Here is a 21,188-nt window from a genome sequence, read left to right as displayed (position 1 = left end):
GAGCATCCCTGTGCCGAAAGCAGGAAGCAGATGTGTGCCGAATCCGATCAGGACGCCGTCCGGGCAGCTCGCCCGATCCAACACGAAAGTGAGAACAGATGAAAAGCGTGCGCAAATTTGCGGTGACTGCACTGTCCGCTGCCGTCATCGCAGGGGGTCTCTCCCTGGGGGCGGCGACCTCCGCCGCGGCAGGTCCGATCTCAGGGGCCGTCGACCAGTCGAGCGAGAACGCCTGGGGCGCCGGCCAGGACCAGGGCGACGGCACAGCCGTGGGCATCGACGATCCGGGCGAGCTCAGCTCCGAGCAGATCGACAATGCCCGCACCATCATCGGCGTCGGTAAGGGCGCAGGCTTGTCGGAGAAGGCCCAGAAGATCGCCGTGATGACCGCACTGCAGGAGTCGAGCCTGCAGAATCTCGACGGCGGGGATCGTGACTCCGTCGGAGCGTTCCAGCAGCGTCCCTCGATGAACTGGGGATCGGCCGAGCAGGTGGAGGATCCCGTCTTCGCCTCCAAGTCGTTCTATGGAGTCAACCCCGACACCCCCAATCCGGGCCTGACTCAGATCGACAACTGGGAGAACATCGACCCGGGCCAGGCCGCGCAGGACGTGCAGTCCTCGGCTTTCCCTGACGAATACGCGAAGTGGGAACCCCTTGCCGCGCAGCTCGTCGATGACAACCAGGACGTCGACGTCATCAAATGAGGTCGTTCGCTGGGGAGTCGGCGATGATCGACCTCATCGCCGATGCAGTCAGCGCACGCCACTGATCACGAGGTGGGGTTGTCGGAAGCGGATCGCTTCGCAGTCGGGCGAGGGCAACCTCGATGATCGCCGAGTGGTCAGGGAAGGCCTCAAGCGCGTGCCGTCCGGCATCCTCCTTGCTGATGATCTCCCGGGTCAGGAGGGTGTAGTGCATTCGCGCCGGCCCCAGCAGGCACCACTCCACAGCTCCAGCTGACAAGGGGCGTCTAACTCTGCGTGCGCTTTCAGCCAGCGGTGCCCAATACTCGCGGATGTTGCGCTCCACCCAGTTGCGGAGTTCACCCGGCTCGGAGTCGAGATTCCAATCCGAGACAGGGCTGCCCCGGACGGAGACGCCGCCGTCGACGAGTTCCTTCCAGATCACCGGATTGACGTCGAAAGCACCCTGAGAGTCAAAGACCTCGCCTACGTGGGACGCGACCGGGTTGATCTCGGTCACCGCACGGGTGATCTCGGACTGCCAGACGAACACCGTGTTGCAACATGCGCTGAACCCCATACCGCGTGCAGCACGGACGGTCAGGCGGGGCACCTGAGCGAGATGCAGAAGCCTCAAGCGTGCCATAAGGCTCTGGTGGTCTTTCCACTCATCGCTGAGGACGGCGATGACATCGATATCGCTGCGGCCCGGTCGGTAGGCATCAAGGGCGATGGACCCACCGACTGCGCATGCGGTGACCGCACCCGGCAGCAGCCTGTCGGCGATTCGCAGATACGACTCGACTGCTCGGGCAGCTTCCTCTGGCAGTCTCGAGTCCATGGGGCAAGAGTACTGCGTCGGCCTCGCCCGCAGTGCAACTTCGGCCGTGGTACGGCGTCAACCGCAGTGCGTCAACCGCAGTGCGGCTTCGGCTGCAGCGCGCCAACCGTGGTACAGCGTCGGCCGCAGTGCGTCAACCGCGTTGCGGCGTCGACACGCCGCCGGATCGGCACAATTCAACAGCCGTTAGCTCCGTGTTCGTTGCAGGCGACGTTGTCCCTTCGAGAGGCTGGGGCGTGGGCGAGTTTTCAGAGGGCCGTGTCTTTCTCGAGTGAGGATATTGTGCGCGGGCTTACCGCTCAACACAATGCCCATTGCTCTATTGAGCGGACTTCAGGAGAATCAGAACCGATGAAACTTGCACGAGCATTAGCGGTGACAGCTCTTTCCGCAGGCCTCCTCGCCGGTGGCGCGTCTGCGGCGACCGCAGTGCCTGCGGAGACCCTTCCTCCTACGGGCAAGGCCTCGACTCCTGCGAGCACCGCCTCTGTTGGCGGTGAAGGTGCCAGGCCCCAGGACACCAGCCAGCTCTCGCAGGAGAAGATCGACAATGCTCGCACCATCATCGCCGTCGGCAAGGGCTCTGATCTCTCGGCGCAGGCTCAGAAGATCGCTGTCATGACAGCGCTACAGGAATCGAGTCTGCGGAATCTCGACAGCGGCGACAAAGACTCTGCCGGACTGTTCCAACAGCGGCCGTCATACGGGTGGGGGACCCACGGTCAGATCACCGATGCGGTGTACGCCTCGAAGTCCTTCTACGGAGTCAATCCAGAGTGCCCGAACCCGGGACTGCTCCAGATCACGGGGTGGGAGACGATGGATCCCGGTGCCGCGGCCCAGGCAGTCCAAGGCTCAGGACATCCCGACGCCTATGACAAGTGGGAGACGCTGGCCGAAGAGCTCGTCGATGAGAACCAGGACGTCGAGCCCATCAATTGACGCACGTATGTGTCCCGGGTGCTTCGAACCCTGACCGCTAGCCAAAAGTGCTCACGTAGAGCATTTGTGCTCTACCAGTGCACTTTTGGCTAGCGGAAGCGAGAGGGGCGAGCTCAGCTCAGCCCAGCGCGCCAGCAGCCAGCCGTCGCACCACTTCGGTGAGGTGGTGAAGGCCGGACACGAGGTCCTCGTCCTTCGTGAATTCCTGAAGACTGTGGGAGACGCCGCCGACGCTGGGCACGAAGAGCATCACAGTGGGCACGGTGTCCTTCATGTTCGTCGAGTCGTGTCCGGCCACGGTCATCACCCGCGCCGAGGTGAGACCCAGGTCCTCGGCAGCCGACCGTGCCAGCTCGACTCCGTCCTCGGAGTACGGGTTCTGATCCCAACTGTGTTCGGCGACGATCTCGATCTCGACACCGACCTCGTCGCGGACCCGGGCGACGGTGGACATGAGGGATTCGTGGGCGGCGGCGATCACCTCGGCGCTGGGGGAGCGCAGGTCGAGCAGCAGGCCGACCTCACTGGCGACGACGACCGGGGAGTTGGGGTAGACGTTGAGCTCACCGCACGCCGTGTGCAGCGCCCCGGGCTCGAATTCGTCGACGAGTTCGCGCGCGGCGACCACGAGCCGGGCGGCACCCAGCAGTGCATCGCGACGATCACCCATCAGCGTCGAACCGCTATGGGCCTGCTCGCCGGTGACGCGGAACTCGAACTTATGAGCAGCCCACGTGGCGTTGACGAGGCCGATCGTGACACCGTCCTCCTCCATGCTGCGGCCCTGCTGGACATGGATTTCGGCATAGGCAGCGATCTCCGGCGCGGTGAAGTCTCCGCGCTCACCGATCGCATCGAGCGCCTCGGCGACGGTGACGCCATGAGGATCGGTGGTGGCCAGTGCCGCCTCGAGCTCGGCCTTGCCGGTGAAGACATTGCTGCCCATCATCGACGGCTTGAAGCGCGAGCCCTCTTCGTTGAACCAGTTGATGACGGCGAGGTTGTACTTCGCCCTTGCTGGGTCGGCGCGAAGCTCATCGGCGACGGCGAAGCAGGCGTGAGCCGAGGACATGACGCCATACGCCCCGTCGAAGCGGCCGGCGGTCGGCTGCGAATCCATGTGCGATCCGGTGAGGACATACGGGGCGCCGGGAACGAGTTCGAGCAGACCGAACTGATTGCCGATCGGATCCCGGTGCACGCTGAACCCGTGCTTGTTCAGCAGCTCGGCGAACCATCTGCGCTGCTCACCGTCGGCGGCGCTCGCCGCCTGACGATCCACGCCGTTCGTTCCCTCGACGGCGCCGAAGCGCGAATGCACCGACCAGTCGGCGAGGAACTCATCGTCCCTATCTGTCTGTGTAGTCGCTGGTGAAGTAGCAGGAGTCTGCGAGTGGGGAGTCTGCGTCATTGTTCGTCCTTGGCGGGGTTGTGGGGACTGTCGTGGATGGTCGGGGAATCGTCAGGCCGGAATCTCGTCAGGCCGAGATCTCGTCGACGGCCGGGATCTCGTCGACGGCCGGGGGCATGAGCTCGGGGTCGATGAGGACGTGGACGAGCGCCGGACCGTGAGCAGCCAGGGCTCGGTCGAGCGCGGCCTCGAAGTCCTCGGTCCTCTCCACCTGTTCGCCGTGCCCGCCGAACGAGGACATCCATACTGCGAAGTCGGGGTTGACCATGCGGGTGCCAGAGGGACGCCCGGGATAGTGGTTGACCTGGTGTTGGACGATTGTGCCGTACACCCCGTTGTCGACGACGATGACCAGCGGCTTCGCCCCGTGAGCGAAGGCCGTAGCCAGCTCCTGCCCATTCATGAGGAAGTCACCGTCACCGCAGATCGCGACCGCGCGACGCTCTGGGAAGACGAGCGAGGCCGCGACTGCACCGGGAACGGCAAGGCCCATGGCCCCGTTTCGGGCGCCGACGAGGCTCGCCGGCTCAAGATGCCGGATGAACCTGTGGCCCCAGATCGTGGCATTGCCGGCTCCGTATGTCAGAACCGCGGAGCCGCCGAGGCGGTCGTCGAGGATCCCGAACGCGACCCCGAGATCGACCCCAATTCGAGGACGAGCACCAGCCACCTCGGCGTCGGGCCTGTGCTCGGCGACCTGGGACTGCACGTCTGAACGCGACTGCATCCACGCGTCGTTGCGTTCTCCGCGCAGGTCTGAGGCATCGATCGAGCTCAGAGCCGTGACGAAGCTGCGTGGGGAGGCCAGGATCTGCTGGTCGATGCGCCCGGCATGCTGGGTCGCCTCCGGATCGAGCCCCACGACGACGGTCTCCGCGTCGAAACCGCGGGTGTAGCCGTCGCTGGCGACATCGGATCGGGTGGCGCCGACGAAGACGAGGAGGTCGGCATCACCGAATCCGGCTGCGACCGCCTCGGTGCGGCCATATCCCAACCAACCGGCCCAGGCGGGTCCGGTGTGGGGGACGGCGTCGTAGGCGCGCCAATCGCAGAAGACCGGGATTCCCGCCGAGGCGGCCAGGTCGAGCAGTGCGCGGCCGTGGCCTTCGTGCCACCCGTCCCCACCGAGGACGAAGGCCGGCTTCTGCGCGGCGGCGAAGCGGGCGCCAAGCGATTCGAGGTCGATGGCCGAGGGCTGAGGTTCGGCGATCGGAGCAGGTGTCGCTGCTGGTGAGTCGGTCAGGCGGACGAGGACGTCCTCGGGCAGACCCACGACGACGGGGCCGGGGCGACCGGATGCGGCGATGCGCAGGGCATCGGCAGTGAGGTCACCGGCACGGTGCTCGTCGTCGACGATGATGACCTTCTTCGCGGTGGAGGAGAACCACTCGGGCAGGCTGAACTCCTGGAACGATTCCCGGGCGCGGTCCGCGATGGGCACGAGTCCGACGAAGAGGACGAGCGCGGTGGCGTCCTGGTAGGCGGTGTGCACGGAGATCATCGCGTTCGCGGCGCCCGGACCACGGGTGACCATGGCGATTCCGGGCCGCCCCGTCAGCCGTGATTCGGACAGAGCCATGAACCCTGCGCCGCCCTCCTGTCGGCACACGACGGTCTCGATGGGAGAGTCGTAGAGCCCGTCGAGGACATCGAGGTAGCTTTCGCCGGGGACCGCGTAGATCCGCTCGATTCCGGCGTTCTCCAGAGTGTTGACGATGAGGTGACCGGCCGAGCGGGACATGCGTGTGGGCCCTTTCGTGAGAGTGAGAGCAGCTGGGTGCTGGTGGTGGGATTACTGGTGGCGGGAGCGCTGGTGCTGCGCTGCCTGTCAGTGCTTGAAGCCGGGCAGGTCGACGCTCAGGCGCGGTGCGATGGCTCCGGCGAAGGCCGTGAAGAGAGACAGGAAGGCAAGCATCGCTGCGGCCGGCCACCAATGATCGGCCGCCGCGGCGACGAACCCGGTGGCGAGCAGCGGAATGAATCCGGAGATCATGCCGGCGACGTTCTGTGCCAGGGCGACACCGGTGTAGCGGGTGCTGGCCGGGAACAGACCGGTCATGACTGTGCCCGAGGCGGCGTAGGGCAGTGACAGCGTGCCGACGGCCAGGGTCATCGCGAGGACGACGAGAACCGGGTTCCCGGATGCGAACATGAGGAAGGCAGGAACCGAGACCACCGCCGAGGCGATGCCGCCCCACAGGATGACCTTGCTGGCCCCGAACTTCGTTCCGAGCGCTCCGCCCCAGATGAGGGCGAAGATCTCGACAGCGGCGGCGACCATGCTGCCCAACAGCAGAAGCGAATCGTCGTAGCCGAGGACGTTGACGCCGTACCAGACGCAGAATGCGGTGACGAGGTAGAAGCCGCCGACGCCGAGGAGGGCCGCGGCCATGCCGACGATGATCTGCTTCCAGCTGTCGCGGAAGGTGGTGCGCACGGGGCTCTTCTCGAGCTCGCCGGAATCCTCGAGCTGGCGGAAGACCGGGGATTCTTCGAGGCGGCTGCGGATGTAGACGGCGACGAGGAGGAGTGGAATGGCGGCGAGGAACGGGATGCGCCAGCCCCAGGCGCTGAAGCTGTCCGCCGACAGGATCAGGGTCATGACGAAGAAGCCGCCGGAGGAGAGGATCGTGCCGATGGGCGAGCCGATCTGCGGGATTGCGGCGTAGCGTGCGCGCAGGTGAAGCGGGGCGTTCTCGACGACGAGCGTCATGGCGCCAGACCATTCGCCGCCGACGAAGAGTCCCTGCAGGATGCGCAGGAGCACGAGCAGGACAGGTGCCGCGAAGCCGATCGCGGCGTAGGTCGGGAGCGCACCGATGAGGCCGGTGACGATGCCGATGCCCACGATCGTGACCATGAGGACCTGACGGCGCCCGAGCTTGTCGCCGATGCGGCCGAAGATCAGTCCGCCGATGGGACGGGCGGCGAGTCCGACGCCGAAGGTTGCGAAGGATGCCAATGCAGCGGCAGTGGCGTTCTCGCTGGTGAAGTACTGCACGTTGAAGACCAGTGCCGCAGCCGCGCTGAAGAGGAAGAAGTCGTACCATTCGAGCGCGGTGCCAAGGAGGGCGCCGAGCGCGACCTTGTTGGCGTCTTTGACGCTGAGTTCATGAGTTGCGGAGTATTCTGCCGCAGCTGTGGGGTCGGTGTGGCTCATGTTTCTCTCCATCGAGTGCAGGACTGGGTGGCAGGACTGGGTTGAAGGGCATGGTCGGCTAGGGCATTCAACCTGTAACTTAGAACACTACAGAGTGAGATCGCACGATTTCGAGTATCTTTTGCCCCGAGATCTCGGTTGCCGATTGTGCATCTGCACAGCCTTCCGCACATAGTCTAGGACGATGCCGCCAACACACGAGAGACAGCTCAAGGATCAGCCGTTGACCGGTGACCGTCAGCGCTGGATCGAACTCCTCGACGCCCTCGATCTCGAGCTGCTCACCGAACGGTTCATGTCCCGAGTCGTCAGGGTGCCAGGCTACGATCCTGCCCCGATTCCGGTCTCGGAGCTGAGACGGACCGGGCTCGTCTCATTCCAGTCTCTCGTCGAGGGCCTGCGCGCCGGCGGTTTCGACGGCCCGGTCGCGGTGTCCACGGAGGTCGGGGTCTCTCGCGCTCGTGCCGGGATTCCGCTGGAGGCGCTGATGACGGCGATCCGGCACGACTTCAACGTCCTGTGGGAGGCCCTGACCAGGGTCGCGACACAGGATGATGCGGAACTCGTCATCCGGCACACCGGGATCGTGCTCTCCACCGTCGACGAATACGTCTCCCAGGTTCAGCATGCCTACACGGCAGAGCGAGAGCGCATGCGCGAGGAGGAATCCTCCGTCCGGCAGGGACTCATCGCGGGACTCTTCGATGACCTCAACCCGACGGACGAGCGCCTGGCCACGATCGCCTCGGCGCTGGGTCTCGACCCTGACGGTCCGCTGCTCGTCGTGGCCGCGCGCGGTGAGGACACCTCGGCGCTGCGGGTTCTCGTGTCCGATCATGAGCGCGCGGGCGGGACCATGTTCACGCACCACCTCGGCGATGTCCTCATTGCCTTCGCCGGGTCATCCGAGCTCTCCGGGTCGCGATTGGAAACGGTCGAACGTCGGCTCGCCGAGGCGCGGGTGGGCCTGGTCAATACCCGGGGAATCGGGTCCCTGCGCAGGTCAGCATTGACCGCTCGGGATCTGGCGCAGGTGCTCACCGCCGCGGAGGCGGGGGCGATGACCTGGGAGCGCGGCTGGGCCAGATTGGCCGCTCAGGCGCTGAACGCGGCGGGGAACTCCATCGTCACCGACGTCGAACGGGCGCTCGCCGTCTGCGGAGAGGGCGAACGTGAGCGCCTCGTCGAGGCCGTGCACACCTACCTGCGCTCGGGGAGCATCGGGGCGAGTGCCGCCGAGCTGTTCTGCCATCGCAATACGGTGGCCAACCGACTGCGCCGATTCGCCGACCTGACCGGGGTGGACCCGATGATCCCCGCCGAGGCGGCCCGCCTCGTTGTCGGTTGGGCGTGAACGCCGGCGCCGTCACGGAGATGAGGATGCGAGCTCGCGAATGCGTCGGTATGACGGTCGATGTTCAGGCGATGCTGGTATGAATTGATAGTTCAACTACCTGAGGTGGGCGCCTCAGCGAGACGTCATGGGGAGATATCGTGAGCACACAGACGACACGGCCATTCGATCACCTGGGCTTCATCCATCTGGTTCCCTTTGATCGCAGCGACCCGACACGGGGGCTGCAGGAGGGCATCGAACTCTTCAGGTTTGCAGAGGAGCTGGGCCTCGACAGTGGGTGGGTGCGCACCCGGCATATGCAGTACGGTCTGCCGTCTCCAGCGGTGTACTTCTCCGCGCTGGCCCAGCATACGGAGCGCATCGGCTTGGGGAGCGCAGTGATTCCCGTCGGACATGAGAACCCGTACCGCCTGGCCGAAGACCTCGCTGTCGCCGATGTGCTCTCCGGAGGGCGAGTGCTTCCCGGGCTGAGTGTGCATCCTCCTGCATTCGCCGAGGAGGTCAACGACCTGGTCTTCGATGAGGGTTGGCGTGGCAGCGATTTCAGCTACAGACGCATCGAACGGCTGAGGGACTTCCTTGCCGGAGCTCCAGTGCGAGAGAAGCCCGAGTACCAGGGGTTCGGGGGAGACATCGATTCCGAACGCGTCGAACCGAACTCACCAGGGCTCTCGGACAGGCTCTGGTATGGCGGTGGTTCTCTGAAATCAGCCACCTGGGCCGGAGGTGCCGGGCTCAACTGGCTGATGAGCAACATCTCCTCCGCCGAGGACGGCATCGAGGACTTCTCGCTCAACCAGGCCAACCAGATCGAGACCTTCCGCAAGGCCAGGACCGGTGGCACCGGAGCTGAAGGCTCGGCTGGCGAAGGTCGAGTCAGCATTGCCCGGGTCATCGTCCCCACCGATGGTGCCAACCCCCATCAGGTGAGGAAGTATCGCGACTATGCGGAGGCCAGGACTCCGCGGACGAAGAAGATCCACGGGAAGAATACGATCATCGCCACCGATGTGCTGGGGTCGAACGAGGAGATCGTCGATCGGCTGCTCAGCGATCCGGCGTTCGGGCAGTCCGATGACTACCTCTTCGAGCTGCCCTTCGAGTTCGAACTCGAGGATTGGAAGCACATCCTGCACCAACTCGCGACCGAGATCGGCCCGAAGCTGGGGTGGACGCCGGATAGGTGAGTGAGTCGGGGCCGGGGGATCCCTGCTAAGTCAGTCGCGAGCAGTGGTTGCTCAGCCGAGGCGATGACGGAGGATGCCGAGGAACTCGTCGGCGCGTTCGACCTGTCGGGCGAGTTTCTCACGTCTGGCATCGGCATCGTCGAGCAGTGCCATCAGTATTCGCCGAGCCTCGATTCGCTGTTCCTCGGGAGAGTCGCCCTCCAGGATGTCCAGGTGGGCCAGCAGCTCACCCATCTCGACGGTGGAATAGCTGAGGGCCTTCATCCGCCGAATCGTCATCAGGCGACGGAAGTCCTCATCGGTGTAGACGCGGAAACCACCCTCGGTCCTGCCCGTGGCAGGAATGAGCCCGATGTCTTCGTAATGTCGCAGAGTCCGTGAGGACAGGCCCGACTTCTCCGTCATCTCGCCGATGTGCATGCCACGCACCCTTTCTTCGCCTCCGGTCTCGCTCCAGCGTTGTGCCCGACTCGCTGTGGTCACGCTCCAGTCCTGTGCCAGCCGCAGGAACTGGTTTGCACCAACCTTAACGCAACGTTAATGTTGGTTTCGAACTCTGACGTCCCGTGAAGGTTCGTGACGACTCCCGGTACCAACTCATTTCCCGTCTTCTTCCTGCCTGTAGGAGCCCCTTGTGCCCACCACCCTGCCCCCAGACAGTGCACGGCACACTCCGACACCGGAGGAGCGCCAAAGTGTGCTCCGGACGCTGAAGCGACCCGGTTGGCTCAAGACCGAGATTCTGGGCGGGCTCGTCGTCGGTCTGGCGCTCATCCCCGAAGCGATCGCCTTCTCCGTCATCGCCGGGGTGGACCCGCGAGTCGGACTCTTCGCATCATTCACGATGGCCGTGACCGTGGCGATCCTCGGCGGTCGCCCGGCAATGATCTCCGCGGCGACCGGTGCAGTGGCGCTCGTCATCGCGCCCTTGGTGGCCTCGCACGGCACCGATTACTTCATCGCCACCGTCATCCTGGCAGGTCTGATTCAGGTAATTCTGGCACTGGTCGGGGTCGCCCGTCTCATGCGATTCATCCCGCGACAAGTCATGGTCGGATTCGTCAACGCCCTGGCCATTCTCATCTTCATGGCCCAGGTGCCCGAACTCCTCGACGTCCCGTGGCTGGTCTACCCGCTGTGCCTGCTCGGCCTCATCATCGTCTTCGTCCTCCCGAAGTTCACGTCCATCGTGCCGGCGCCCCTGGTCGCCATCGTCGTCTTGACCCTTCTCGTCGTGCTCTTCGCCTGGGATGTTCCCAATGTGGGTGACAAGGGCCAGCTGCCTGAGTCGCTGCCGACCCTCCTTGTTCCGCAGGTGCCGCTGACACTTGAGACGCTGAAGATCATCGCCCCCTATGCGGTGGCGATGGCCCTGGTCGGTCTGCTCGAATCACTGATGACGGCCAAACTCGTCGACGATGTCACCGATACCCGTTCGGACAAGACTCGTGAGTCCTGGGCGCAGGGCGTGGCCAACATCGTCACCGGGCTCTTCGGCGGCATGGGCGGCTGCGCGATGATCGGTCAGACCATGATCAACGTGCGTGCCTCGGGGGCTCGGACACGGATCTCGACGTTCTGCGCCGGTGTCTTCCTGCTCATCCTCGTCGTCGTCCTCGGCGACATCGTTGCGCTGATTCCCATGGCCGCGCTGGTAGCGGTCATGATCTTCGTGTGCTGGGCGACCTTCGACTGGCACTCCATCCGCCCCAGCACTCTCAAGCGGATGCCGAAGTCAGAGATCACCGTCATGCTGGTCACCGTGATTGCGACTGTATGGACGAACAACCTGGCAATCGGAGTGATTCTCGGTGTGCTCGTGGCCATGGTCGCCTTCGCCAATCGGGTGGCGCACTTCGTCAGCGTCAACCGTGAGATCGTGGAATCTGATGGACGTCCGAGTGCCCGCTACACCGTCAACGGTGAACTGTTCTTTGCATCCTCCAACGACCTGTACACGATGTTCGACTACGCCGAAGACCCTGAGCACGTCGTCATCGACATGCACCAGTCCCATCTCTGGGATGCGTCGACGATCGCTGCATTGGACTCTGTGACCGATAAGTACGAACACTATGGAAAGCACGTAGAGATTGTGGGGCTCAACGATGCCAGTGTCAGAATGCGGGCCCGCCTCGGCGGTCAGGGCCTCTCGTAGCTCTGGTCTTTCCACATCATTGGTATAAATCGGATGTAGTTAATAAAAATTAGGACTCCTGAGCGCACGGGAAGCTGCGTGCGCTCAGGAGTTATCGCATTTCCGCTCTGAGGTACTTTCATGCGATTGCCAAGTAGCTAATATGCTAAGTCAGCAAAATCAGCCTACCTTGTAACGCAATTTCCGCGCAATACTAATCTCGTTCCTCAAGACGATCTCCCCCAGTCAATCCACCAGGCCCCAAGCGGCAAATTCTCCATTATCTACTAAACAGTAGCTAATTAATTCGTCGGTTCCTGATTCCATTCGGAGTCGGGAACGCCATTCACCTCTTCATGTCCTTCGGGAATGTCGAATCGTTGCGCGGTGAGATCACGGGGGAGCAGTTTGAACCCCTGCCAGTGCATCTCCATGGGCGACTGCTCTTCATCACGGGGGACATGATGGAATCCGACAGCGACCCACGACACGACGTCATCGAGCTTCTGCCCCTTGCCGTCATCGACGAACTCAGGGACTCCACGGCCGCAATCTCCTCGATTGTTCGTCGCATACTGTTCGCAATCGTTGAAGTTCGTGAAGCCGACGTCGTACCCGGGTTCTTCCCCGTGGGAGTGGGCATGTTCGACGTCATCGACGAACTCGAATGAGTCCGACTTTCCGGTATCGATCTCGTAGGAGATGGGATGGCCGTCGTCGTTGAGTACATCGGGGTTGAGGACTCGCCACCAACGGCGGTCCTGCCATCGTGCGAGGGCCGGGTGCTCGATATCCTTGAGCTTTCCGGTCATGATCGGTGATTCCGGTCCGGATTCGCCCGTCGGTGTGGCGTCGAACTGCTGCGCCTTCATTCCGCCTTCGCCTCCGAGTCCCCAACGGACTTTCCAGACGGCGTTATGCGAATGACTTGCCGCATGTTCATCGTCTCCGACGTCCCAGCCGTGGTCCTTGTCCGTGTAGTCGGCAGGGGAGAGGTCGCCGGTTGCTCCAAGCTGCACGTCGATGGATCCATCCGAGCCGAACGTGTACTGAGAGACGTACTCGTACCAGCCCACCCGCGAAACCGTCGACAGTCGCAAGGCGTTCTTTCGGTCGGAGGCAGGTGCTACGAGATCACTCGAATGATAGGCGAGTCCGTCGTCGATGACCTCGGTGCACAGGACATTGCGTGTCTCACTTTCTCCGTACTTGCCGTCGCCGATCTTCGGGATCTCCATCGAATTCAGGTCTCCCGCACAAGCATCGGCTTTCAGCGTCTTCATCTTGCGGCCGCCGAAGCCGGCCGCAGTGATATCGGATGTATTGCGCTTTCCTGTGTCGTACGGGACTTCCAGTTGAGCGATGGAGGCAGAATCGATGATTCTGATCGGGTCCTTGCCGGGGGGTGCGATGAAGACTTCGGAGAGACTGAGGCCGAAGTCGGGATGGACACCCCAGCACATCGTCCAGGTCGCTCCGCTGGATAAGGTCTGTGAGACCTTCTTCGCGGGCTCCTTGCAGCTGCTTGAGGCGACTGCAGAGGAATCCGCGGTCTTCGCATCTTTCGGTGAGGTGTCACCTCGAGTGCACGCCGTGACGAAGAAGATGAGACAGAGTCCCCCTGCCACGATTCGCAGCAGACGTCTGTACGTGTAGGCATGTCTACTCAAGGGTGCTCAGCTCGTCTTTCCCGGCGGTATCTGATGGACAAATGGGAGTGGTGGCGGCACATGGAATGTGTCGCCACCACTCGGGTGCTCATCGTGCGATGAGCGTCATGCATTCGCTGTGTTCGTGAACGCGTGTACTGCATCTGTGTCGAAAGCGATGGCTGGCATCGCGATCAGCAGCTGTCTCGAGTCTCACAAGCCAGGGAACAGATTGCGTGGGTCGAACATCGACCTGTCGCTGTGCGGCTCGACCGGTCCCGGCTCGACGGCGTCTGCTGACTCGCCGCAAGGGTCGGTGCGGACTCCAGCGTTGCCGAAGCCCATCCGTGACTTGCCGCCGGCAACGCCGAGGCTCAGGGCGGAGACGTCCACGCCGCTGACGACCTTTTCACCGTCCGCGGTCGTGCACTCAGTTGTCTCCTGGTGGTTGATCTGCAGCGAAACGAGGTTATCAGCCAGCAGCTCGAGGAATGGATCAACTGCCGCGCGGATCGGGACCGTCATCATGTCGGTCTTGATCGTGGTGAATGCCTTGTACAGCAGGCCTGATGGGTCCGAGAGTTTGTCATAGATCGGGCCTGTGACGGTCTTCATCGTGTTCATCACGCCGTCGATCGTTGTGCAGGATACCGATCCTGTTGCACCCGAAGGTTTGCAGTCGTAGTTGCTGACCTTTCCGGTGAGGTCCATGTCCCATCCGGCGGTGGTTCCATCGATAGCGGTGATATCAACGTTCACTTTCGCGCTGCGCAACGATTCGATCGCTGTGTCCACTGCGACGTCGATGACCTTCTCAATGGCGTCATGGATGCTGCTGGCGATGAGCGGGTATGTCTCATCGTCGATCAGCTCGGAGTTCGGGTCCTGGTTGTTGATTCCGACCGGACGATCGGTCACGCCGTCGTCGTTGCCGCCGAGGCGGGCGAGGTCGACCTCCACCGAGCCCTTTCCAAGGTCGATTGTGGCGAGTCCGTCATCGGTCTTGATCGGTTCACGCAGGATCGCATCGAGGACGTCTTCCTCGATGTTGGAGGTGACGGTCGTGTCGACCTTCATTCCCGGGAGGGCTTTGCCGAGTCCGAGCGCGTCGTTGACCTTGTCGGCCACTTCGTCTTCCATCTGACCTGCGGCGTCCGACACTCCGTCGCCGGCATCTTCGATGGCGGGGGAGTGCAGATTGAGCTTTGCGTCACCGACGCGGTACTGCCCGTATCCGCCCACACCGTCTGGATCCTGGAGTTCGCCGTCCACTGCCTCGACCCAGGCGCCGCCGAGACCGAAGTTCAAGTCAGCCTGGTCGATGAGTCCGTCGGTGACATCAGACTTTCCGGTGGCATCGACCAGCGAAAGGAGGTCGACGCTCGCGGTGCCGAAGTCGCTGTCTTTGCCGTCGAGTGTGAGCCCACCGTCGGCGCCGACGATTCCGGTGACGGCCTTGCCGTTCTTGGAGTCGGCGGCGGTGGATTCGCTGTGGATGGCGCCGGCTTCACCGAAGCTGAGAAAATCATCGAGCGGGATCTCGTAGCCTGCACCGAAATCGACGACCTCGTCGCCGCCGATGGCGCCGTTGAAAGCCTCTCGGTTCGGGCCCGGATCCGATATGGACGCGGCCTTGGACTTACCCAGTGCGACAAGTTCTTTCGAGTCTAGAGTCATGCCTGCGACGCTGGCTCCGGCTTCCGTCGGCTCATTGGCTTTCACGCCCTGTGCCGATACGGCGGTCGAAGCCAGCAATGTACCCGCGACTCCGACGGCCACGCCAGGCAGAATTCGCCTGAGAACCATCTTTCTCTTTCGATGACCATCGTGGGGACGTGATTGCACGTGGTGAGACACGAATTTACCTCCAAAGTACCGCTCGTTGTTTGGACCGCCCCCTCAGATGTCGGCATATGCACCAACGAGCGTTACCCACAGGACATACTTCCGAAACACTCAGGCCGTGTCCAGAGATTTTGAGAGTTCCATTCAACTTTGACACGAAGAACAAGCCTGATTGTGATGTGCAACAATTGTTGGGTAGCGACCGGAGATCTCAGATTCTGCGTCATAGTTGATCTTTCTCATTGATTTATCCACCTGAATCGAGGTATTTTCGTGACCGTCCTTCCGGTGTTTTTCGCGTACGTAAAGTACGTACACAGATAACGGCTTTTCTGCAGGGGAAATCAAGGTGAATTGTCCTTGGGTCGAATGTGACGGTAACCCGGGATCATGCGTGCATGACTAGCTTGAAACTTGTACTATCGGTACACATCGGTTGGACGCGAGGTTGAGGAATGGGTACAGAGTTGCACCTTTCAGAGATGAGCTGGCCGGCGGGAGCGCTGACGATGTCGGATGCCGATCAACTCGTGTATTGGGCTGATTCGCAGATGCCGCGCATTGTCACAGATGCCCACGACCTGATTCTCGAACGAATTCCGCTCTACGAACGCGCAGATCCGCTTCTTCAGAAGGACCTTCACCGATCGATCGAGGACAATCTGAGGGCCGCGGTCAACGCGATGAACCAATGTCACAACTCGTTGCAGATGACGGCGCCCCATGAGACAGGCAGACGTCGAGCCCAGCAGGGAATTCCTCTGGCCGAGATCCTGCAGGCGAACCATCTGAGCTTCGGCGTTCTGTGGGACGCGCTGGTTGAGGCGGCGAGGCCTGGTGGCGATTGTGAAGCCCCGGAAGCCATCTTCGCAGTGGCAACTCGGCTGTGGTCAGTCGCGGATGCGCACGCATCGGCGTTGACTGATTCCTATCGGGCGGCATCAGCTGAGCTTCTCGCCGAAGAGGGGCGCCGACGATCTGCTCTGGTCGAGTCGCTGCTCGCAGGCCGGCCGAGTCCGGACTGCAGCTCCTGGGAAATGGCCACATTGCTCGGCCTGGCCCCGGGTGCGGATCTCATCGTGGTTGCTGTCGACAAACGTCACCAGGCGGGCGGAGATCTGGCCGACGTGGAACGGAAGCTTGCGGACCAGGGCATTGTCTCTGGCTGGCAGCTGACGCCGACGCTGCAGCTCGGGGTTGTGTCACTGCACTCCGAGCAGCACGAAGCCGCCCTGGGTGTTCTGACAAGCATCGGCGTACGTGCAGGAGTGAGCCCGCCTTACAGGGCGTTGTCTGAGACGCCGCGTGCTCTTCAGCTGGCACGTACAGCTCTGTCGACATTGCGACCAGGTCAGACAGAGGTGCGTGAGTTCAATTCGAGTCCTTTGGCTGCGCTCCTCGCATGTGAGCCGAATGAGGGGCGCCGGCTGGCCTATGAGGTGCTCAGTGGGGTCTTGGAATTGCCGGCCGCGGACCGGTCGATGATGCTTGACACGCTCGTTGCCTATTTCGACAATGAAGGGTCGGCCGAGCGCGCCGCCGAACAGCTGTACTGCCACTCCAACACTGTCCGCTATCGACTCCGCCGGGTGCACGAACTTACGGGCCGCTCGCTGAAAGATCCGCTGTGCGTAGCAGAGCTCGTCAGCGCGGTGTTCTCACTGCGGATGTGCAAGCTGTATACGACCAGCTCTTCGATAGCCTGATGAACCACTTCGTCATCCCAGACCCTCGAAGCTCTGCCCATGCGGCCCGGTCAGCGCAATCGCCTGTCCGTTGACAGCGAGCACGAATCGTCCGTCCGGTTCGCGGTCAAGCTGAGCTCCGATATCGGGCAGCACTCTGCCTCCCTCATTGCTGATCCACACGACATCATCACGCGATCGCATGAGAGCGGCGAAACCTTCGCGTTCGGCCGGTTCGACATAGGCGAGCACTGCGCTGTGGAATACGACTTTCTGCGTCTGCGCGGGAGCCTCGGCCAGCACGGATTCGACGGTCTCGAGCAGATCGCCCGGCACCAGCCTCGGCGGGTCAGCGGACACAAGGGCGGCCGCGGCAGTCAAGCGATCCCGGCGCAGTCCGTGCTCCGGCCAGACCAGGGAGCGTAGCCATTCCTGCTGGTCATCATCGGCGATGTCGATCGGATTGAGATCGATTCCGGCTCGCCACGCGACGTCGGGGATCCGCTCGGGCGGCGTTGCATTCGTCATTTCGCAGGCGAGTTCGACAGTGCTCGGGCCATCCTCGGGGTGAAGGGCCAGTGGCCCTGACTCTGTGGTGTACATGTAGCTGTAACGATCGGGGCAGAGGCACAGTCCCGCAGAAGCGCCGACCTCGATGAGCGACAGAGGCGCGGCGATTCGGTCCAGCGCTGGCAGGATCACGGCACAGCGTCCGGCTTCATTGGTCTGAGTCGACCGCGCAGTCATGAGTGCCCGTGTAGCCGGCCAGTTCTCCTTCAGCCTGGTGCGCAGGCTCGCGGAACCGTGGTCACCGGCCATGAGGTGGTCGTCACCGGCGCCGAGGTGGCGGGCAGCGGCGAACAGCAGGTTGGCCTGGCGCTTCTGCCGAGGAAGCTCGAGGAGCAGTTCGATGATCTCCTCGTCCTCCGCTATGCCTCGTGCCCACGCAGCGTAGGTCGGTGAAGTGTCACTCGCCTCATAGCGTGCGAACTTCACGTAGTAGTCACGCAGCGACTCTGCCGCGAGCTCGGTCATGGGCTGCATGGAGTCCTCCTCTGGCTCTTGGGTCAATCCTAGGCCTGGCAGTCGTCGGCACCTGCGTCCCGATATTCGGTACTTTGAGACCGATCTCTAGGAACCTGAGCGAAAGCTGACGTACTGTGTGTCAGTAGTGTGCCGAGAGCCGTCACCGCGGCTTCAGCCTGATCGAGGGAGATCACATGTCATCCGAGGTGAACCCACCTGTGAGCCAGCAACCGTCGAGCGATTCAGCAATGGAGAAGCGGACCCTGAGGAAGGTCACTGTCCGGCTGATTCCGTTCATCATCGCGATGTACTTCATCAACTACCTCGACCGCACCAATCTCGGCATCGCGGGCCCTGGTGGCATGAACGAGGACCTCGCGATGACGGCTACCCAGTTTGGTTTCGCGGCGGGTATCTTCTTCTTCGGCTACCTCCTCCTCGAGGTGCCTTCGAACCTTGCGCTGCACAAGTTCGGCGCTCGGATCTGGCTCGCGCGCATTCTCATCAGTTGGGGCATCGTGGCCGCGGCGATGGCGTTTGTGCCCAGCCACGGATGGCTCTATTTCCTGCGCTTCCTTCTGGGCGTCGCCGAGGCGGGATTCTTCCCGGGCGTCATCCTCTACCTCACGTACTGGTTCCCATCATCGATGCGGGCACGGGCCACCGCGCTGTTCATGCTCGCGATCCCGATGTCCAGCGTCATCGGCTCTCCACTGTCCTCGTGGCTGATCTCGAGCGGCAACTCGATCTTCGAGAACTTCGCAGGCTGGCGCTTCATGTTCGTCGTCGAAGGCGTGCCTGCGGTCCTGCTCGGCATCATGTGCATCTTCTACCTCACTGATCACCCACGCGACGCCAAATGGCTGACTTCCGAGGAGCGGAACTGGCTGCAGTCGAGGATGGACGCAGAAGAGAAGGACAAGGCTGACAACTTTCACTACCCGGTCCGCCGTTCCCTTCTGCAGCCACGCGTGTGGGCGCTGTCCTTCGTCTACTTCGGCATGGTCTACGGCCTCTACGCGATGAGCTTCTTCCTGCCGACAATCATCTCCGGCTTCCAGGAGACCTTCGGCGTCGAATACTCGATTGTCGAGATCGGCTTCATCACCGCGATTCCGTACGTCTTCGGTGCGCTGGCCATGTACTTCTGGTCCCGTCACGGCGACAGGACCAATGAGCGTGTATGGCACGTTGCGCTCCCGCTCTTCATCGGCGGTGTGACCATTCCGATCGCGCTTTACCTGAGCTCGCCGTTCACCACGATGATCGCTGTGACCATCACCTGCATGGCCATCTGTGCGGCACTGCCGACCTTCTGGCCCCTACCGCAGACCTTCCTCGCCGGTGCCGGAGCTGCCGCAGGCCTCGCGCTGATCAATTCGCTGGGCAACTCCGCCGGATTCTTCGCGCCCTACATCACCGGCGGACTCGCGGAGCTCACCGGAACCCAGAACGCTGGCATGTGGGTCGTCGGCGCCGCCATGGTCGCCGCCGGAATCGTCACCCTCATCCTCAAGGCCGCTCCCGCGCCGGATAAGGTGAATCCGGAGATGGTGAAGTAGGGGAGAACACGTGCCCGATCGTCACCAAAAGACAGTCGCCGAGGCGGTCGTGACCACCCCGGCAATTCCGTTGGGAAGGACGCCATGACAGTACAGGACCAGACTGCAGTCGGTGCGGCTGAACTCGATACGCTCGCGGCACGGTTGAGCAACGGGGTGCTGACGACAGATCCCGACGTCATCGAAGCTCACGCTCGCGATGAAGCTCTGTTCTGCCCCCACGAAGGGGCGATCGCTCTGGTCAGGGCCACCTCGGCGAGCGATGTGCAGGAGGTCATGCGATTCGCAACAGAGCACGGCGTCCCCGTCGTCCCGCAGGGTGCTCGATCGGGGATCTCAGGTGGGGCGAACGGCTCGCCTGGGGCGATCCTGCTCAATGTCTCGCGGATGAAGGACGTCGTGTCCGTCGATGAGGCCGAACGGCTCGTCACCGTCCAGCCTGGCATCATCAATCAGGACCTGAAGGATCACCTCGCTCCTTTCGGCCTGTCCTACCCACCCGATCCGGGGTCGGTCGCGTTGTCGTCGATCGGCGGCAACATCGCCACCAACGCCGGTGGCCTGTGCTGCGTGAAATACGGAGTGACCAGGGATTACGTTCGCAGCCTCACGGTGGTTCTGGCCGATGGCACGCTCACGAAGTTGGGTCCGCAGACGGCCAAGGGCGTCGCCGGGCTCGACATGCGCCACCTGTTCGTCGGCTCCGAGGGCACGCTGGGCATCGTCGTCGAGGCGACCCTGCGCCTGATCCCGAAGCTGCCCGATCCATTCACCGCTGTCGCGACCTTCCCCGACGAGCGCTCCGGCTTGCAGACCGTTGCGGATTTCATGGCCGCCGGCGGTGTGCCGAGCCTGCTGGAGTTCCTCGATTCGTCGAGTCTGAAGATGCTCAACGACTTCGGCGACTTCGGCCTCGACGGAGATGCCGGATCGATGCTCATCATGCAGGTCGACCAGAATCCTGCGGATTCCGAAGCGGTCATGTCCCAGTTCGCCGAGGTGGCCGAGACCTGCGGTGCACTCGACGTCGCGTACTCCGACGATCCGAGCGACTCGGCGGCGCTCATCGCTGCACGACGGATGATTCAGCCCGCCTACGAGAAATTCGCCAATGCCCATGGCGGAGGCCAGCTGCTCGACGATGTGTGTCTGCCACGCGTGGCGATGCCCGAGTTCTGCGACCGGTTGAAGGAGCTGCAGGAGTCTTCGGGTCTGATGATTGCGCTGGTGGCCCATGCTGGTGACGGCAATACTCACCCTTCAGTGTTCTTCGACGCCGGCGACGTGGACCAGACCGCGAAGGCGCAGGAGGTCTTCGGCGAGATCATGCGCATCGGCCTCGAGTTGGGCGGCACGATCACCGGTGAACATGGCGTGGGCTTCCTCAAGCGCGATTGGCTCAACAACGAGCTTGATGAGGGCTCGAGGCGGATCCAGATCGCTGTGAAGAATGCTCTTGACCCCCAGGGGATCCTCAACCCAGGGAAGATGCTCAGCGCGATCTGAGGGATTGAATCCGGTTTCTTCCGAGCCGGGACGTTGTGATCACACAATGTCCCGGCTCGTTGTCGTGTGCTCAGTCTTCGCGGCGGTCCGGCTATCGGGGAACGTTTGTGGTTCTACGTCCTGACCCGGGGAGTTGCGGGTCCTGTCCGATCATCGAGCCACCAATTACTACGGTAATGAAATAATGATCGACG

The 21,188-nt window shown here is 62.8% G+C and carries 16 protein-coding genes; 8 read left to right on the top strand and 8 right to left on the bottom strand.

All coding sequences use genetic code 11. The annotated features are described in order from the left end of the window. The first annotated feature begins 98 nt into the window (after positions 1-98). The gene (locus JTF07_RS16230; protein WP_204235263.1) at positions 99-707 is read left to right on the top strand and encodes a hypothetical protein; all 609 of its coding nucleotides are present in this window, start codon (positions 99-101) and stop codon (positions 705-707) included. Here the strand turns inward: JTF07_RS16230 and JTF07_RS16225 are convergent. Continuing rightward, positions 700-1,527, bottom strand: a complete 828-nt coding sequence (locus JTF07_RS16225) for an aminoglycoside adenylyltransferase domain-containing protein (RefSeq protein ID WP_204235262.1) — start codon at positions 1,525-1,527, stop codon at positions 700-702. The two genes, JTF07_RS16230 and JTF07_RS16225, sit on opposite strands and share 8 nt — an antisense overlap. Before the next feature lie 351 nt (positions 1,528-1,878). Here JTF07_RS16225 and JTF07_RS16220 point away from each other — a divergent pair, with 351 nt between their 5' ends. After that, positions 1,879-2,469, top strand: coding sequence for a hypothetical protein (locus tag JTF07_RS16220; RefSeq protein WP_204235261.1), 591 nt, complete (start codon positions 1,879-1,881; stop codon positions 2,467-2,469). Between the two features lie 118 nt (positions 2,470-2,587). Here the strand turns inward: JTF07_RS16220 and JTF07_RS16215 are convergent, their stop codons facing one another. The 3 genes from JTF07_RS16215 to JTF07_RS16205 form a co-directional block, all read right to left on the bottom strand. Further along, the gene (locus tag JTF07_RS16215) at positions 2,588-3,880 is read right to left on the bottom strand and encodes a M20 family metallo-hydrolase (RefSeq protein ID WP_204235260.1); all 1,293 of its coding nucleotides are present in this window, start codon (positions 3,878-3,880) and stop codon (positions 2,588-2,590) included. A 67-nt stretch (positions 3,881-3,947) separates the two neighbouring features. Continuing rightward, entirely contained in the window at positions 3,948-5,621 is a 1,674-nt protein-coding gene (locus JTF07_RS16210) for a thiamine pyrophosphate-dependent enzyme (RefSeq protein WP_204235259.1), read from the bottom strand. 87 nt (positions 5,622-5,708) lie between these two features. Then, positions 5,709-7,040 carry an MFS transporter gene (locus JTF07_RS16205; protein WP_198397876.1) on the bottom strand — a complete coding sequence of 444 codons (1,332 nt, stop codon included), beginning with the start codon at positions 7,038-7,040 and terminating at the stop codon, positions 5,709-5,711. A 184-nt stretch (positions 7,041-7,224) separates the two neighbouring features. On the opposite strand from JTF07_RS16205, the gene JTF07_RS16200 reads away from it, so the two are divergent. Further along, entirely contained in the window at positions 7,225-8,394 is a 1,170-nt protein-coding gene (locus tag JTF07_RS16200) for a PucR family transcriptional regulator (protein ID WP_204235258.1), read from the top strand. Between the two features lie 140 nt (positions 8,395-8,534). Continuing rightward, entirely contained in the window at positions 8,535-9,584 is a 1,050-nt protein-coding gene (locus JTF07_RS16195; RefSeq protein WP_204235257.1) for an LLM class flavin-dependent oxidoreductase, read from the top strand. 51 nt (positions 9,585-9,635) lie between these two features. On the opposite strand, the gene JTF07_RS16190 is transcribed toward JTF07_RS16195, so the two are convergent. Continuing rightward, positions 9,636-10,067 (bottom strand): MerR family DNA-binding transcriptional regulator, encoded by a 432-nt coding sequence (locus tag JTF07_RS16190; protein ID WP_353843996.1) that lies wholly within the window; start codon positions 10,065-10,067, stop codon positions 9,636-9,638. A gap of 214 nt (positions 10,068-10,281) precedes the next feature. Between JTF07_RS16190 and JTF07_RS16185 the strand changes: the two genes are divergently transcribed. Beyond that, entirely contained in the window at positions 10,282-11,742 is a 1,461-nt protein-coding gene (locus JTF07_RS16185; protein ID WP_353843995.1) for a SulP family inorganic anion transporter, read from the top strand. Between the two features lie 281 nt (positions 11,743-12,023). Here JTF07_RS16185 and JTF07_RS16180 read toward each other — a convergent pair whose 3' ends face one another. Together JTF07_RS16180 and JTF07_RS16175 are read right to left on the bottom strand one after the other, a co-directional pair. Then, entirely contained in the window at positions 12,024-13,391 is a 1,368-nt protein-coding gene (locus tag JTF07_RS16180; protein WP_204235256.1) for a copper amine oxidase, read from the bottom strand. Positions 13,392-13,583: 192 nt separating this feature from the next. Further along, positions 13,584-15,176 (bottom strand): choice-of-anchor G family protein, encoded by a 1,593-nt coding sequence (locus JTF07_RS16175; protein WP_204235255.1) that lies wholly within the window; start codon positions 15,174-15,176, stop codon positions 13,584-13,586. A gap of 494 nt (positions 15,177-15,670) precedes the next feature. On the opposite strand from JTF07_RS16175, the gene JTF07_RS16170 reads away from it, so the two are divergent. Continuing rightward, positions 15,671-16,921: a PucR family transcriptional regulator gene (locus JTF07_RS16170; protein WP_204235254.1), complete on the top strand. Its 1,251-nt coding sequence runs from the start codon at positions 15,671-15,673 to the stop codon at positions 16,919-16,921. Between the two features lie 12 nt (positions 16,922-16,933). Here the strand turns inward: JTF07_RS16170 and JTF07_RS16165 are convergent, their stop codons facing one another. Next, a complete protein-coding gene (locus JTF07_RS16165) occupies positions 16,934-17,944 on the bottom strand; it encodes a DUF2332 domain-containing protein (RefSeq protein WP_204235253.1) in 1,011 nt (336 codons plus the stop codon). Positions 17,945-18,144: 200 nt separating this feature from the next. On the opposite strand from JTF07_RS16165, the gene JTF07_RS16160 reads away from it, so the two are divergent. Both JTF07_RS16160 and JTF07_RS16155 read left to right on the top strand, forming a co-directional pair. Then, positions 18,145-19,488, top strand: coding sequence for an MFS transporter (locus JTF07_RS16160; protein WP_353843994.1), 1,344 nt, complete (start codon positions 18,145-18,147; stop codon positions 19,486-19,488). Positions 19,489-19,572: 84 nt separating this feature from the next. Then, positions 19,573-20,994 carry an FAD-binding oxidoreductase gene (locus JTF07_RS16155; RefSeq protein ID WP_204235252.1) on the top strand — a complete coding sequence of 474 codons (1,422 nt, stop codon included), beginning with the start codon at positions 19,573-19,575 and terminating at the stop codon, positions 20,992-20,994. Positions 20,995-21,188: the final 194 nt, after the last annotated feature.

It is taken from the genome of Brevibacterium sp. RIT 803 (assembly GCF_016892625.1).
Classification (GTDB): Bacteria; Actinomycetota; Actinomycetes; order Actinomycetales; family Brevibacteriaceae; genus Brevibacterium.
This window is presented reverse-complemented; position numbering and strand designations above follow the sequence as displayed.